Origin of the sequence: Demequina sediminis (assembly GCF_039545075.1) — a bacterium.
In the GTDB taxonomy this organism is placed as follows: domain Bacteria; phylum Actinomycetota; class Actinomycetes; order Actinomycetales; family Demequinaceae; genus Demequina; species Demequina sediminis.
Window position 1 is genome coordinate 180,598 of the sequence record NZ_BAABRR010000001.1, and the last position, 15,058, is coordinate 195,655.

At 70.1% G+C, this 15,058-nt stretch carries 16 protein-coding genes; 10 read left to right on the plus strand and 6 right to left on the minus strand.

The window, feature by feature from the left end; all coding sequences use genetic code 11:
• The first annotated feature begins 46 nt into the window (after positions 1-46).
• Positions 47-676, plus strand: coding sequence for a hypothetical protein (locus ABEA62_RS00895; protein ID WP_286215810.1), 630 nt, complete (start codon positions 47-49; stop codon positions 674-676).
• A gap of 131 nt (positions 677-807) precedes the next feature.
• On the opposite strand, the gene ABEA62_RS00900 is transcribed toward ABEA62_RS00895, so the two are convergent.
• From ABEA62_RS00900 to ABEA62_RS00915, 4 genes are all read right to left on the minus strand, one after another.
• Positions 808-1,260: a hypothetical protein gene (locus tag ABEA62_RS00900; protein WP_286215812.1), complete on the minus strand. Its 453-nt coding sequence runs from the start codon at positions 1,258-1,260 to the stop codon at positions 808-810.
• Positions 1,261-1,391: 131 nt separating this feature from the next.
• Entirely contained in the window at positions 1,392-1,598 is a 207-nt protein-coding gene (locus tag ABEA62_RS00905) for a hypothetical protein (protein WP_286215813.1), read from the minus strand.
• A gap of 396 nt (positions 1,599-1,994) precedes the next feature.
• On the minus strand, positions 1,995-2,228 hold the full coding sequence (locus ABEA62_RS00910; RefSeq protein ID WP_286215814.1) for a hypothetical protein: 234 nt from the start codon (positions 2,226-2,228) through the stop codon (positions 1,995-1,997).
• Between the two features lie 250 nt (positions 2,229-2,478).
• The gene (locus tag ABEA62_RS00915; RefSeq protein WP_345378053.1) at positions 2,479-3,471 is read right to left on the minus strand and encodes an EamA family transporter; all 993 of its coding nucleotides are present in this window, start codon (positions 3,469-3,471) and stop codon (positions 2,479-2,481) included.
• Positions 3,472-3,577: 106 nt separating this feature from the next.
• On the opposite strand from ABEA62_RS00915, the gene ABEA62_RS00920 reads away from it, so the two are divergent.
• Together ABEA62_RS00920 and ABEA62_RS00925 are read left to right on the plus strand one after the other, a co-directional pair.
• Entirely contained in the window at positions 3,578-3,922 is a 345-nt protein-coding gene (locus tag ABEA62_RS00920; RefSeq protein WP_286215815.1) for a hypothetical protein, read from the plus strand.
• Between the two features lies 1 nt (position 3,923).
• Positions 3,924-4,394 (plus strand): GNAT family N-acetyltransferase, encoded by a 471-nt coding sequence (locus tag ABEA62_RS00925; protein ID WP_286215816.1) that lies wholly within the window; start codon positions 3,924-3,926, stop codon positions 4,392-4,394.
• On the opposite strand, the gene ABEA62_RS00930 is transcribed toward ABEA62_RS00925, so the two are convergent.
• Entirely contained in the window at positions 4,395-5,222 is an 828-nt protein-coding gene (locus ABEA62_RS00930; RefSeq protein WP_286215818.1) for a tryptophan-rich sensory protein, read from the minus strand.
• A 109-nt stretch (positions 5,223-5,331) separates the two neighbouring features.
• Between ABEA62_RS00930 and ABEA62_RS00935 the strand changes: the two genes are divergently transcribed.
• From ABEA62_RS00935 to ABEA62_RS00955, 5 genes are all read left to right on the plus strand, one after another.
• Positions 5,332-7,437, plus strand: a complete 2,106-nt coding sequence (locus ABEA62_RS00935) for a DNA gyrase/topoisomerase IV subunit B (protein WP_486304397.1) — start codon at positions 5,332-5,334, stop codon at positions 7,435-7,437.
• A complete protein-coding gene (locus tag ABEA62_RS00940) occupies positions 7,434-7,877 on the plus strand; it encodes a hypothetical protein (protein ID WP_286215819.1) in 444 nt (147 codons plus the stop codon). The genes ABEA62_RS00935 and ABEA62_RS00940 overlap by 4 nt, the downstream gene beginning before the upstream one ends.
• A 103-nt stretch (positions 7,878-7,980) precedes the next feature.
• The gene (locus ABEA62_RS00945) at positions 7,981-9,267 is read left to right on the plus strand and encodes a threonine/serine exporter family protein (protein ID WP_286215820.1); all 1,287 of its coding nucleotides are present in this window, start codon (positions 7,981-7,983) and stop codon (positions 9,265-9,267) included.
• 24 nt (positions 9,268-9,291) lie between these two features.
• On the plus strand, positions 9,292-9,648 hold the full coding sequence (locus ABEA62_RS00950; RefSeq protein WP_286215821.1) for a hypothetical protein: 357 nt from the start codon (positions 9,292-9,294) through the stop codon (positions 9,646-9,648).
• Positions 9,645-10,469: a hypothetical protein gene (locus ABEA62_RS00955; RefSeq protein ID WP_286215823.1), complete on the plus strand. Its 825-nt coding sequence runs from the start codon at positions 9,645-9,647 to the stop codon at positions 10,467-10,469. Before ABEA62_RS00950 ends, ABEA62_RS00955 begins: the two co-directional genes overlap by 4 nt.
• Positions 10,470-10,689: 220 nt before the next feature.
• Here ABEA62_RS00955 and ABEA62_RS00960 read toward each other — a convergent pair whose 3' ends face one another.
• Entirely contained in the window at positions 10,690-13,128 is a 2,439-nt protein-coding gene (locus ABEA62_RS00960; protein WP_345378060.1) for a DNA gyrase/topoisomerase IV subunit A, read from the minus strand.
• A 197-nt stretch (positions 13,129-13,325) separates the two neighbouring features.
• On the opposite strand from ABEA62_RS00960, the gene ABEA62_RS00965 reads away from it, so the two are divergent.
• Both ABEA62_RS00965 and ABEA62_RS00970 read left to right on the plus strand, forming a co-directional pair.
• A complete protein-coding gene (locus ABEA62_RS00965; protein WP_286215824.1) occupies positions 13,326-13,892 on the plus strand; it encodes a DUF5998 family protein in 567 nt (188 codons plus the stop codon).
• Entirely contained in the window at positions 13,889-15,052 is a 1,164-nt protein-coding gene (locus tag ABEA62_RS00970) for an alkaline phosphatase family protein (RefSeq protein ID WP_286215825.1), read from the plus strand. Before ABEA62_RS00965 ends, ABEA62_RS00970 begins: the two co-directional genes overlap by 4 nt.
• Positions 15,053-15,058: the final 6 nt, after the last annotated feature.

Below are 15,058 nucleotides of genomic sequence, written 5' to 3' on the forward strand. Positions count from 1 at the left end.
AACGGCGAAATCTGACTACATTCGGCGTACGCGTCGAGTTGCCACCGTGACGAAGTGGTCTGCCGTCTCGGTCGGGCTGTTGGCGATCGTCGCCACAGGCTTGCTCTGGTGGGCATCTGTGTCGGCGCGGGAGACGCTCAGCGGTGCCGATGCCGATTTGTTCCTGGCGAGTGCGAGCTCGATCGCAGCCGGTCAGGCCGATGCCGAAGCCAAGGCGGCTCTCACGGAGGCGAAGAGCGCAGCCGATACCGCGACTGCCCAACTGAAGGCCGCACAGTCGCGCGCAGATCAGGCGTACTGGGACTGGTATATGGGCTGCGAGAGATGTGTGGCCGACTACAACTACGCCAGCTCTCTAGTGGAATCTGCCGCAACTGCCAGCGACGCTGCGAACGCCGACTATCGGAGCACAACCTCGGACGCCGAAGTGACGAGCGCAAGACTCGCAGAATCCCTGGCAGGCGAAGTGACCGCGCGCGCAGCACAGGCGAGCGCCTCCGACGAAGCGGAGGTGTTCTCTGCTCTGGCCATATGGGCTTCCGGCGCCACCGTAGCCCTACTGATCCTCGGCGCCATCGCCGTGCTAGTCACCTCAACGATGGCGCTGCGCGCGCGCGCAACGTTCGAGGGCTCGGAAGACGGGGAGACAGGCGTACTCGGCTCGTCCCCTACGTGAGGGGCAAGGCGTGTTGCTGCGGGTCTATGCAGCGAACGGCGCCGCCTCAAGCGCAAGTGCGACGAGGTACCTGGGCATGCGTGGCAATCGAAAACGTGCCGGGGTGTATTCGAGCCGCTGTTGCCCCACTTCTACGCCCCGAGATCTCCACTTGCCGTGGCGATCGCTGCGGTGACCTCGCGAGGAACTGGCATATCGAGACCAACTCTCTGGCGCCTGTTCGTGCCGTCCGTGCGTTCCTGCCAACGCAAGGTTGCATGCGGCTTCTTCGTCGTTCGCTCCCACCTGGCGGTGGCGGAGATCTTGTCGCCCGGCTTCATCACAGGCTTGGTTGATCCGCCCATAGACGTGCGCGTCACGCCGTCCGAAAACTCAATCCGGACATTGAGCGCCAGGTCGGGTTGAACTCGTGTTGCGATGACCTGCACGCGCAGTTCGCCCACGACGCGAGATAGCTGGATGTGCCATTTGACCTCACGGCGCTTGCGCCGCCACTCCGCCCAGCGTGCTCCTAGCCATACGAGCAGGGGTATTGCAAGGAACTGCGCAACCCACTGCCAGTTCTCGCCAAACCATTCGGTCATGGGCTGAGGTTAGCAACGGCGACGGCCCGCTCCTCAGATGAGGGGCGGGCCGTTGTGGATCCTCCAACCGAGCACAGGCCCGGTTTCCCTATTCAGTTGTGGTTGTCCCGCGGTGGTAGGGCGCGAGTTCTCTAGGCGGACATCTCGGCTTCGGTGGGGAACACGTCCTCGTACTTGAGGTCAAGAGCCTTCATGATGTCGATGACTTCGGGCACGGACGCCTTGCCAGGGTCGGCGACCACCCGCTCGAAGCGCTTGAGCGCCATGCCCGACAGTTGGGCGAGTGTGGACCGGTCGCGCCCGTCAGCGTTGATTGCCTTCTCGAGCTTCGGCGCCATGATCTCACTGACTCGGCTGAGGTCAACAGTTCCATTGGACCTGGGCATTTCATCCTCCGTTGCTAGTTGGTCTTCCTGGTCTACTGCGGCGGTCTGACAAGGCGAGGTGTGCGCTACGCGCACCTGTCCCGGATCGACCCCTCACCCCGGCCCTCAAGCCGCCCCCGAGCCATTGCCGCTGTTCGGACAGCGCCCGTAGACCCGTCACCGTGGGGAGACAGGCCTACCGGGACCCCGCGCACGCCCTGGCCAGGACGATCGCACGCGCGAGGCGGGAGGCCCGTCACACTCCATTCACGGGACGTCTCGGTTAGCGGCTGAGACGTAGAGAAAGCGCCGAGGACTAGAGGCCCTACGCCGCCACCTGACAGCACGCCAGGGGGCGACGTAGGACCGCTAGGCGGCGAACTGTGGGAAGCGTTCGGCGAACCAGCGCAACGCGTCACGGTGGTCGTACCATGCCTGCTCGGCGGCAATGGCGTATCCCGCAGCGCGCACGTCGAGGCGCTCAGCGGTGGGGACGTTCAGGGACTCCCATTCGAGGGCCGCGAGGTCGCGCAGATCGGTCGCGGTCGCGGCGAGCAGCTCAGGGCTGGTCGAGTGTCGGGGTGCGGCGGTAGTCTCAAGCATGGCGGCCCTCCTTGTGGTCCGTCTCGCCCGCCCGGTGCTCCAACACCGAGGCGGGCTCTTCTTGGTGCCGCTAGTCCATGATATTTCGTCGCACAGCGCTTCTACCAGGCCCGTTCGCTGTGCTTGGTTGCACAGCGCATATGCCTGACGAGTGCGCGACTACCTGGACTGACACGCATCGTGAGGGGGCCCGCCGTGACGGCGGGCCCTTTCGCGTCGTCGGGGGACGCGAAGGGGGACGATGCCGGGGTCACGGGACCTCGGGAGGCACCTCCGGCGACACGACGGCGGGCGTGGCGTCCGCGCGGGTGCGCTCGCGCGCCGTCTGCGCGACGACGATCGCGACGAGCACGAGGCTCGCCCCGGCCACCTGCACGGGGGAGAGCGACTCGCCCAGCCACACCCACGCGACGAGGAAGGCGAAGAGCACCTCCGACGAGGCGAGGATGCCTGCCGCGGTCGCGTTGACGTGGCGCAGCGACATGAAGATCAGCACGAAGGGGGCGAAGCCGCCGAGCGTGACGATCCACAGCAGCGGCGCCCACAGCGGCAGCTCGACTCCCGACAGGGCGCCGTCGAGCGAGATGCGCGTCGCCAGCGTCGCCGGGTCGATGCGCCACCAGCCCGACAGCGCGCCCCAGAACCCCGCGGCAAAGAGCGCGGCCCAGAATGCCACCGCCATGGGTGGCCGCGCCGCGACGCCCCTCTCGCCCGCGAGGAAGTAGAACGCGTAGGCGACCGCGGCGCCGAGCGCGGCGGCGACCCCGAGACCGTCGAGGTGCGTGTCCCAGACCTGGGCCACCACGGCGAGGCCGACGAGCACGCCGCCGATCGCCCACCACAGCCTGCGGTGGACGCGTTCTCGAAAGAGCACGAGCGCGGCGAGCGCGACCAGCACCACCGCGGTGTATTCGAACAGCAGCGCGACCCCCACCGGCAGTCGCGAGATGGCCACCGAGTACAGCCACTGGATCATCGCGAGCCCCGCGACGCCGAGCGCGGCGAAGAACGCGGCGTCGCGCGCGGGAAGGCGCAGATGCTCGCGGCCCGTGACCGCCAACACCACCCCTGCGATGAGCGCGGTCGACGCCGCGCGCGCGAACGTGAGCTGCTCGGGCGAGATGCCAGCCGCCATCACGACCTTTGACACCGAGCCGTTGATGCCGAAGAGCAGCGCCCCCGTGAGCGCAAAGGTCGCGCCGAGTGCGGGGGAGCGCCGATGCGCGGGTGCTGCCGTGGTCACCGCACCAGCGTAGGGGCGGCGAGGGCCTGTTCCGGCGGGCCTCTTCCCGGCGTGGCCCCTCGGGCCACTACAGTCATCGCGTACGACCCCTATCCAAGGAGACACCGTGGACGCCGTCCGTTACGCCCTGCTGGTCCTGCACTTCGTTGGCCTCGCCGCGATCCTCGGGCCCGCGCTCGAGCAGCTACGCAGCGACGCGCGCCGCGTCACGACCGTCATGGTGTGGGGTGCGCGTGCGCAGCTGGTCACGGGACTGGCTCTCGTGGGTGTCGCGATGGCGAACGATGCCGACCTCGACCACGTGAAGGTGGCCGCGAAGTTCCTGGTGGCCCTCGCGATCGCGGGAATCGCTGAGGCGACGCGCAAGCGCACCGAGGGCGTCGCGTGGGCCGTTCCCACGGTCGCGGCGCTCACGGTCGTCAACATCGTGCTCGCCGTCTTCTGGCGCTGACATGGTCGAGGTCCGGCCCGCGACGACGGGTGACGCGGCCGAGATCGTGCACCTCGGAGCGCTCATGTACAAGGCCGTCGGCGCGAAGCCGACCCCCACATGGGCGGTCGAGTCGACGCGCACGGTGCAGGAGCGGCTCGGTCGCGACCTCTTCGGCATGGTGATCGACGCGCCCGAGGGCGGCCTCGCGGCGTGCGGGCTCGTCAACATCGCCCCGCGCCTCGCGCGCCCGGGCGCTCAGGCACACGAGACTGGCTACATCCAGTGGATGTCGACGGCGCCCCAGCACCAGCGCAAGGGTTACGCGCGCGCAATCATGGAGGCGTTGCTGGCCGAGACCGACCGGCGCGGCATCGAGGTGGTCGAGCTCCACGCGAGCCCTGCCGGACTTCACCTGTACCGGGATCTGGGCTTCTTCATCAAGCACGACAATGTCGCGATGACCTCGCAGCGGCTGCGCCCTCGCCGGTAGTCAGCGACGGCGCGCGCGGCGCGCTCGCCAGCCCGCCGCGGCGGTCGTGATCGCGGTGGACAGCACCGCCGCGCCGGCCGCGAGCGCGGCGGCCCACCCCACCACGGCATCGGCCGGCGCGCCAGCCAGCCGCCCCGCCGCGATCCACGCGAGTCCCCACGCGAGAGTGGCAGTGGTCGCCCACGCGAGCGCGGGCCGCACCGCGAGATCGCGCGAGATCGCGATCGCGAGGAGGCCGACGGCAGCCAGCGCTCCCGTCGCCGCGGTCGTGCCGGCCTCGGGAGCGGTTCCCAGGAGCCACGCGCCGGCCGCGGCCACGTTCGCGACCGTCGCGACGCTCGCCCACCCCAGGTAGAGGCCGGTCGGAACGTCGACCACGAGCGCCTCGACTGCCGAGCCGGGCGCCGTCCGCGTCAGCCGTACGGCGGCCACGCTCAGCGTCGCGACGATTCCCGCGAGGATCCCCACGGACACCACCACGGCTCCCGCCTGCACCGCGGCGATCCACGCGGCGTTGAGCGCCATCGATCCCACGAGCGGCCACGCGACGCCGCGCACGCGCTCGCGCGTGCCGAGCATCGGGGTCGCCTGAGCGGCGGCGAACGCGAGCAGCCCCGCGTAGATGAGCGACCACACTCCGAATGCCGCGGTCGCGGGGGCGAGCAGGGTGGCGTCGGCGTCGAACGCACCATCGGCCGCCTGCGCGATGGGCGTGCCACCGAAAGCGCCCGAGCCCCATGCCGCGGCCACCACGGCGATCACCGCGCCGCACGCGGCCGCGATCCGCTGCGTCCTCGTGCCGTCCATCGACCTCTCCGTTGTGGTCATGCGCGCCTCCTCGCCGTGGACTGTGACGAGGGCCAACGCGCACCGCGTCGCGGATCATCCATCGGGCGCGCGGTGAGCCGGGGCGGCGGTGTCTGACCGCGCAACTAGGATGGCCGCCGTGGCAAACGACTACTCCGCACGGCACCTCTCCGTCCTCGAAGGCCTCGAGGCGGTCCGCAAGCGCCCCGGCATGTACATCGGCACCACCGACTCGCGCGGCCTCATGCACTGCCTGTGGGAGATCATCGACAACTCCGTCGACGAGGCCCTCGGCGGGTTCGGCGACAGGATCGAGATCGTGTTGCACCCCGACGACTCCGTCGAGGTGCGCGACCAGGGCCGCGGCATCCCGGTGGACATCGAGCCCAAGACGGGGCTCAGCGGCATCGAGGTCGTCATGACCAAACTGCACGCGGGAGGCAAGTTCGGCGGCGGCTCGTACGCGGCATCGGGCGGTCTTCACGGTGTGGGCGCATCAGTGGTCAATGCGCTGAGCGAGCGTCTCGACGTGTGGGTTGACCGCGGAGGCAAGACGCACCACATGGGCTTCCGGCGCGGAGAGCCCGGCTACTTCAAGGACCCCGCCTCGGGCGCCACCCCCGACGCGGAGTTCGTGCCCTTCGTCACGGGCTCGGAGCTCGCGGTGGTCGGCAAGGTCGCGAAGGGTCGCACGGGTACCCGCATCCGCTATTGGGCGGACCGCCAGATCTTCAACAAGTCCGCGACGTTCACGTACGAGGACCTGCTGGTGCGCGCGCGCCAGACTGCGTTCCTGGTGCCCGGGTTGTCGCTCGTGGTGCGCGACGAGCGCAACCCGCTCGAGCCTCACGAGGAGACGTTCCGCTATGGGGGCGGCGCGCGCGACTTCGTCGACTTCGTGGCCACGGACACCGCGATCACCGACACGTGGGAGATCACGGGCCGCGGCACGTACACCGAGACCGTGCCGGTGCTCAAGGCGAACGGTCACCTGGAGTCCGAGGAGGTCGAGCGCGAGTGCATCGTCGACGTCGCGCTGCGCTGGGGCACGGGATACGAGACCGAGACCAGGTCCTTCGTCAACATCATCTCGACCCCGAAGGGCGGCACTCACCTCGCTGGCTTCGAGCAGGGGCTCGTCAAGGCGCTGCGCACGCAGATCGCGGCAAATGCGCGTCGACTCAAGCTCACCGGCAAGGACGGCGTCGAGCGCATCGAGAAGGACGACATCATGGCTGGCCTGACGGCCGTCGTCACGGTGCGCATCCCCGAGCCGCAGTTCGAGGGGCAGACCAAGGAGGTGCTCGGCACCGGTCCCGTGCGCGGCATCGTCGCCAAGGTGATCGACCAGGAGCTCACGGCGATCCTCACCTCGACCAAGCGTGACACCAAGGCGCAGGCGAGCATCGTCCTTGAGAAGGTCGTGGCGGAGATGCGCGCGCGCGTCGCCGCGCGCAAGCAGAAGGAGATCTCGCGTCGCAAGAACGCGCTCGAGACCTCCTCGCTGCCGTCGAAGCTCGCCGACTGCCGCTCCAACGACGTCGAGCAGTCCGAGCTGTTCATCGTCGAGGGGGACAGCGCGCTGGGCACGGCCAAGCTTGCTCGGCGGAGCGACTACCAGGCCCTTCTCCCGATTCGTGGCAAGATCCTCAACGTCCAGAAGGCCTCTGTCACCGACATGCTCCACAACGTGGAGTGTGCGTCGATCATCCAGGTCGTGGGCGCGGGCTCGGGACGCACCTTCGATCTCGAGCAGGCTCGCTACGGGAAGATCATTCTCATGACCGACGCGGACGTGGACGGCGCCCACATTCGCACGCTGCTGCTCACGCTGTTCTTCCGGTACATGCGCCCCCTGGTCGACGCCGGCCGCGTGTTCGCCGCGGTCCCGCCGCTGCACCGCGTCGAGGTGTCGGGCTCCGCGCGGCGCGAGAAGGAGTACCTCTACACCTACTCGGAGCGCGAGCTGCAGGACACGCTGCGCGACCTCAAGCGCGCGGGCCGCAAGTACAAGGACGACATCCAGCGCTACAAGGGACTGGGGGAGATGGACGCGGACCAGCTCGCCGAGACCACCATGGATCCCGGCAAGCGCACCCTGCGGCGCATCACGAGCGCGGACGCCGCGGCCGCCGAGCGGGTCTTCGAGCTGCTCATGGGCAACGAGGTTGCCCCCCGGCGCGACTTCATCGTCGCGGGCGCCGCCTCGCTCGACCACTCGCGGATCGACGCATGAGCGGCCTGCCGGCGCGCGCACCCGAGGCCGTCGACGGGGCCGCGCCCTGCCCCGTGCACCCCTACGGCTATCACCTGCGCCCCCGAGTCGCCGGAGCCGGCTCGCGCACGGTGTTCCGGGATGGATCCGTGCTGGGCCTCCCTGCGCGCTGCCCGCTGTTGGAGGAGGAACTGCTCGAGTCCGACCGCGAGCTCGACTTCATCGACGAGTTGTGGGTGCGCGAGAGGGCGTCGGGGAGCCGCGGATTCACCGCACTGACGGCGGCACTCACCGCGGCCGCCCTCGTGATCGCCGTGATCGACGGCGCGACCGTGTGGGTCGTGCTCGGCGTCCTGGGCGCGGCCGCGACCCTCGGGGTGGCGCACGCCGAGGCCGCGGTGGATCGTGCGAGGCTGCGCCGCATCCGCGATTGGCATCGTCGCGTGGGTATCCCGCACTGACCCTTTTCGGGTGCGGCGGGTGCAAGGTCCCGACTCAGGTTTGCCACAATGAAATCCCCGGAGGACCACGCCGCCTGTCCGCGCCAACGACACGAGGGAACTGATGGCTGACGATCGCGCCTCTCACCGCGACCACGAGGACTCGCTCGAGCCCGTCGAGCTCATCCGCCAATCGGGAGCCGTGCTCCGCGTCGGACGCATGATGTTGGCCTCGGGAACCGCGAGCTATCGCGTCAAGGAGGCGATGCAGGCCGTCGCACGCGCCCTGGGTATCGACCGCCACACCGCGGCCGTCACCTTCACCGAGATCACGGCGACGACGCACCGCGGAGCCATCTTCCGTACCGAGGTGACCGAGGTCCGCAAGTTCGGCGTCAACGCCGAGCGCATCAAGCTTCTCGACGACTTCCGGTCGGGAATCCCCGAGCACACGACCGCCGCGGATGTCCACGCCGCGCTCGATGCCATCGAGGCGAAGCCGGCCCTGTACCACCCCGCCGTCAACGCGCTCTCGGCCGGCGCCGCATGCGCCGCGTTCGCCGTGCTCAACAACGCTCGGCCGCTCGAGGTGCTTGCGGTGCTCGTTGCGGCGACGCTGGGCCAATTGCTGCGCCGCTCGCTCGCTCACCGTGGCTTCAACCCGTTCGGCACCACGATGGCCGCCGCCGCTCTCGCGTGCGGCCTGTACCTCGCCTCGGTGGCCCTCTATGGAATCGTCGGTGCGGACGTCGACGTCCACGCGTCGGGGTACATCGCGTGCACGCTGTTCCTGCTGCCAGGCTTCCCCCTCATTACGGCGGCGCTGGATCTTGCGAAGCTCGACTTCTCCGCGGGGATCTCGCGGCTGGTGTTCGCCACGATGATGATCGTGGGCGCCGCGCTGTCGGTGTGGGGAATGACACTGATCGATGCGCTCGACGCGAGTGAGCGCGAGCCGCTGACGCTGGATCCGGTGCCGCATTACACCGTGATCGCGATCGCGAGCCTCATCGGCGTGCTGGGCTTCGCGCTCATGTTCAACTCCCCGTGGCGGATGGCGCTGTCCGCCGCGCTGATCGGGATGGTGTCGAACACCTTCCGCCTGATGCTGGTTGACCAGGGGGTCGTCATACAGATGGCGACGGTGATCGCGTGCGTCCTCGTGGGGGTGCTGGTCGCGGTCGCCGCGCCTCGCACGCCGTCACCCATCATCACGCTTCAGGTACCCGCGGTGCTGGTCATGATTCCGGGCGTGCTCGCGTTTCATTCGGTGGTGAGCCTCAACGAGGGCAACTACACCGATACGATCGGCGCCATCCTCCAGGTGCTCCTGGTGGTGTTGTCCATCATGGTGGGATTGGTGATCGCCAAGCTCATCACGGATCGCGAGTGGTCGTTCGACCGCGGCTGACCCCACCGGAAGAAGGAGAGCGGCATGGGAACCTCCCGCTACCGAGAGGTCGACGCGTCGCTGCCGTGGATGGGTGGTGCCGCGTGGGGACCACGGCGCCCCACGGTGGACGATGCCCTGGCAGTGGGCCGCGCCGAGGATCCCGTCGCGCTGGGCCTCATGCTGGGGTACGCGAGATCGTACGCCGGCGTGCTGGGTGGGGTCGTGATCGGAGCGACTGCCGCCGCGGCGCTTGCCCTCGCGGGTCAGGGGACGCGTGCCGCGGCCGCCACGGTCGTCGCGGGCCTGTCCGCTCTCTCGGTAGTGGAGACACGCAGGCGAGCGCGCGCCTGGACCGCGATCATCGAGGCGAGGCTGGCCGTGATGGGGGAGCGTGCGTGACGCGGGTAATCGAGCGCACGCGGCGGATCGCGGTCCTGGACGGCCACCGCCTCAGCGACCGCGCCGTGCATCGGATCGCGGGCGCCGCCGCCGCGATCGTGCTGTACAGCTCCGACGCGCTGTTCGACGCGACCGAGCGCTTCCGTTCGCTCCGGCCCGACGTCGACGTGGTCGACGGCGGAATCGTCAAGGCCGACGTGCGGGAGGCAATCGTGCGTGCCGCCGAGGCGGACTGCGTCCTGCTAGCGATGGCAACCCCGTTGCGCCGCCGCTATTTCGTGCACCAGGCAGTCAACGGCGCGATCGACGCGGCGGCGGCCGGCCATCCCACGGTCGCGGTGCTGGTCATGCGCGACCACGAGGTCGAGGGCGACGTCGCGGTGTTCTCGAACACCGGCGAGGCCTCGGGCTACGGCCTGGCGTTCGCGCTCGAGATTGCGCTGCGCCGCGGAGTCGACGTGGTCCGCATCCTGCCCAAGAACGGGTTGTACGTCCGCCGGGCGGCGGAGGTCGGGCATCGGGCGAGCGTCGAGGCGGGCGGAGAGGTCAAGGTTCGCTACCGCAAGGTCGCGCGTCCGCTCGAGACGGTGCTGCGCGGTCAGTACACGCTGGCGGTCCACTCGGTGCTCGACGTGATCGGGCGCCGGTCGACGCGCGCCGAGCCGGGAGCACCCGCCCGCATTCACCACGACGCGAACGTGGACGCCGTGCTGTGGCTGTTGCGCTTCTTCCGCGGGGACGTGTTGTTCGTGGGGGACACGGTGCGGTTGCGCGAGGGCCGCAGTCGGGACGCGATCCTCGAGGCCGCTCCGCTCACGTAGGCGGCGCGTGCGCCCGGAACCGCGCGTGCGCCCCGCCCCGGGTCATCGCCCCCGCCCACGCGTGCGCAAGTCACACATCTGAGAGCAGGTGTGTCGTGTTTCGTGCGTAAACGCGGTCACACCCGGCGTCAGATGTGTGACTTCCGCAAGGCGAACGGTCCTGGCCAACCGAGCGGTCCGGGCCGCCCGAGCCGCCCGAGCCGCCCGAGCCGCGCGCGGCTCAGCCGATTCCGGCGACCGGGACCGTGAGCGCCGCGCCCGAGCCGTCGCGCCTGCCCGGCTCGGCAGGAAGGTCGATGGGCTGTCCGGCAGCGGAGCTCGCGCGCGCCGGGGAAGGTCCCGCCCACGCGAGCAGGAGCGTGTCCTCGCCCTTGAGGAAGCGATGCGCTCGCACGCCGCCCGTCGCGCGTCCCTTGGTCGGGTACTCGGCGAGCGGGGTCCACTTTGCGGAGCCCGGCGCGGTGCCGGGCAGCCCGTCCGAGGGCCCGGCGATGGTCGCGACGGCCGCGTTGAGGTCGGCACCGAGAGCGCCAAAGAACGTCACGCGGGAGTCCTGTCCCAGCTTGATGCCCGCCATGCCGGTGCCCGCGCGACCCTGCGGGCGCACCAGGGCGGCATCGAAGTAGAGCAGGCTTGCGTCGGTCGTGATGAACACGAGGCGGTCGCCGTCGGGGGCCGCCCCGGCACCCACGACTGAGTCGCCGTCCTGGAGCGTGATCGCCTCCCACGCGTCCTTCGACGGGATGTCGTCGGCCTTGACACGCTTGACCACGCCGAGCGCGGTCCCGAGCGCGATCGGCGCCGCGCCGTCGAGCGGCACGAGCGCGATCGCGTCCTCGCCCCGCTCCAGTGTCACGAGCTCGGCGAGGGGAGTTCCGCCGCCGAGGCTCGGCGGCTCCGACGTGGGCGCGAGCGAGGGCACGTCGAGCAGGGACAGGCGGACGATGCGCCCCTGAGAGGTCACGACGCCGACCTCCGCGCGGGCCGAGGTGTGAAGCACGGAGCGCAGGGCATCGTGCGCGCTGCGGCGCCCCTCGCGCACGGGCGGCTCGTCGGAGGTGGTGCGCGCCACGAGACCCGTCGTGGACAGCAGCGCGTAGCACGGGGAGTCCTCGATCTCCATCGAGAGCGCGGGCGCCTTCGTGCCGGCACGCGCGCCGACCGCGGCCGCTGGCGCAAGCGCACCTCCGTCCGCGAGGAGGATCGTGCGACGGGGCGTGCCGTGTGCCGCCGCCGCGGCGTCCATCTCGCGTGCGACCACCGCGCGCAAGACGCTTTCCGACCCCAGGATCTCCTCGAGTTCGGCGATCTCGGCGAGCAACTGCGACTTCTCGTTCTCGAGCTCGAGTCGCGAGAACTTGGTGAGTCGCCGCAGGCGCAACTCGAGGATGTACTCCGCCTGGATGTCGGACAGGTCGAAGGCCGTGCGCAGGCGCTCCTTCGCGACCGCCGAGTCGTCGGCCGCACGGATGATCTGGATGACCTCGTCGATGTCGAGGATCGCGATGAGCAGGCCGTCCACGAGGTGGAGCCGGTCGCGGCGCGCGCGCAGCCGGTACGACGACCGCCTGCGCACCACCTCGAGGCGGTGCGCGACCCACACCTGCAGCAGCTCCTTGAGCCCGAGAGTGCGCGGCTCGCCGTCGACGAGCGCGACGTTGTTGATCGAGAAGGACTCCTCGAGCGGCGTGTAGCGGTAGAGCTTTTCGAGCACGGCCTCGGGGTTGAAGCCGTTCTTGACCTCGATGACCAGCCTCAGGCCGTGGTGGCGGTCCGTGAGGTCGGTGACGGCCGAGATTCCCTCAAGCTTCTTGTTCGAGACGCCGTCCTTAATCTTCTCGATGACCTTTTCGGGTCCCACCATGTACGGCAGCTCGGTGACGACGATTCCCTGGCGGCGCGCCGACACCTTCTCGACGCGTGTGGTCGCGCGCGTGACAAAGCGTCCTCGGCCCGTCTCGTACGCCTCACGGACGCCCTCGAGTCCCACGATCTTTCCGCCGCCCGGAAGGTCGGGGCCCGGTACGAAACGCATGAGCTCGTCGAGGGTCGCGCGCGGGTTGTCGAGCAGGTGGCGTGCGGCGGCGACCACCTCGATGAGGTTGTGGGGCGCCATGTTGGTCGCCATGCCGACCGCGATTCCCGCCGCGCCGTTCACCAACAGGTTGGGCACCGCGGCGGGCAGGACGGAGGGCTGCGTCAGCTTGTTGTCGTAGTTCGCGACGAAGTCGACCACGTCCTCATCGAGGTTCTCCGTCATCGCGAGCGACGCGGGCGCGAGGCGGGCCTCGGTGTAGCGCGAGGCCGCAGGCCCGTCGTCGAGCGAGCCGAAGTTGCCGTGACCGTCGACCAGCGGCAGGCGCAAAGAGAACGACTGCGCCATGCGCACCAGCGCGTCGTAGATCGCGGAATCGCCGTGCGGGTGGAGCTTGCCCATGACCTCGCCCACGACGCGCGCGGACTTCACGTAGGCGCGGTCGGGGCGCAGTCCCATGTCCTGCATCATGTAGACGATGCGCCGCTGGACGGGCTTGAGTCCGTCGCGCGCGTCGGGCAGGGCGCGCGAGTAGATCACGGAGTACGCGTACTCGAGGAACGACGCTTCCATCTCCGCGCTCACGTCGATGTCGACGATCTGCGTGTCCGGTCCGTCGGTCATCTCTTCGCCTCTGTCTCTCGTCTGTCCTACCCGTGTGGCCCTGCGGTGGCCGTCAGGGTCCGGACCGTATTGTCTCGTGCCGTCCCGACACCCGCGCACAGGCGCGCGGGCCGCAGACCCGGCCCGCGCATCGTCCCCACGGGCCTTCCCGGTGGGGACGCGGCCGGTCCGCCCTCGAAGGTGAGACAATAGCGGCCATGACGCAGACGCTTGACCAGGCCGTCACGACCGCCGGATATTACCCCGCCCTCGCGACCACCGTCCTGCGGGGCGCGATCGGCGACGAGTCCGTGCGCGGCCACTTTGTCCACGCCGAGACCACATTCGACGACCGCGAGGTCCGCCGCCACATGACCGTGCTGGTCATCACGGACACCCGGCTGCTGCGCGTGCACATGGACGACGGTGCCGGACACGTCCCCGGCGGTGGCCATGAGGCGTCGGCGACGGTCGAGACCACCGCGCTGACCGCGATCCGCAACACCGCGATGACCCACGTGGTTCACGAGCCCGAGCGCTTCCGCGCCGGCGACCTGCCGAGCGAGCTGGTGCTCGCGGTGGGCGGCTCGGTCCACTCGCGACTCGATCTCGAGCCGGCGAACTGCGGTGACGAGAACTGCGAGGCCGACCACGGCTACACCGGCAATCTCACGTCCGACGACATCCTGGTCCGGGTGAGCCTCATTGCCGACGGGGCGGACTCGATCCGCGCGCTCCAGGACTTCGCCGGCGCACTTCAGCGCGCGATCGGGGCGCGCGGGTGACCCCGGACGGGCGGCTGGCTGCGGCCGGACTGTCCGTCCCCGACTACGGCGGCCTCGAGCTCGGAGCCGTGCTCCCCGCCGCCCTGGCCGCGATCGGCGTGGGCGACGCGGTCGTGACCCGAGACGCGGAGGCCGATCGCGCGCGCCTCGGCATCCCGCACGCCGAGCACGTGGTCGTGGTCCTGCTCGACGGGCTCGGACACCACCAGCTCGACGCGCGCCGCGGTCACGCGCCCTTCCTGCGCTCCACCGAGTCGGCGGTCATCACCGCAGGTTTCCCCACCACGACCGCCACGTCCCTCGCGCTGTTCGGCACGGGACGGGCCGCGGGCGCGACGGGCATGACCGGATACACGGCGCACAATCCTCACACGGGTGGCGCGGCCAACCTCGTGTCGTGGGAAGGGGCCGAGGAGCCGCACGAGTGGCAGCGCGAGCGGTCACTGCTCGCGGCGGCGGAGGCCGCAGGGGTGGCGGTCGTGTCGCTCGGCAAGCGACGCTTCGCCGGCTCGGGACTCACGCGCGCGGCACTGTCGGGCGGACGGTTCGTGGGCGCGGAGACCCTTGAGGCGCGCGTGGACCAGGCGATCGCCCAGGCCCGCACGCCCGGGCTGACGTATTGCTACTGGGGCGACATCGACGCCGCAGGGCACAAGCACGGATGGCAGTCGGACGCGTGGGTGTCCGCTCTCGAGGCGGCCGACGGGGAACTGCGCCGCCTGCGCGCGCGGCTCCCGAGGGGCGCGGCGATGGTGGTGACGGCCGACCACGGCATGGTCGACGTGACCGGGGCACCGCGCTGGGACGTGGGCCGGGAGCCCGAACTCGCGCGGGGTGTGCGCCTCGTGGCGGGGGAGCCCCGCGCGATTCACCTCCACACGGACGATGCCCGTGAGGCGCGGGCGGTCGCGTCGCGATGGCGCGAGATCCTGGGCGACGATGCCGCGGTGTGGGAGCGACACGAGGCGATCGCGCTGGGCCTGTTCGGGCCCGTCTCGGCGCACGTGACCGAGCGGATCGGCGACGTCGTGGTCGCGATGGCGGGTCGCGCGACGGTGGTCGACTCACGGACGCAGTCGGATCAGGCCCTCGCGTTGATCGGAGTGCACGGCTCGCTCACGCGCGACGAACTCGACGTCCCGCTGCTGGTCGCGGCGTAGGGAGCG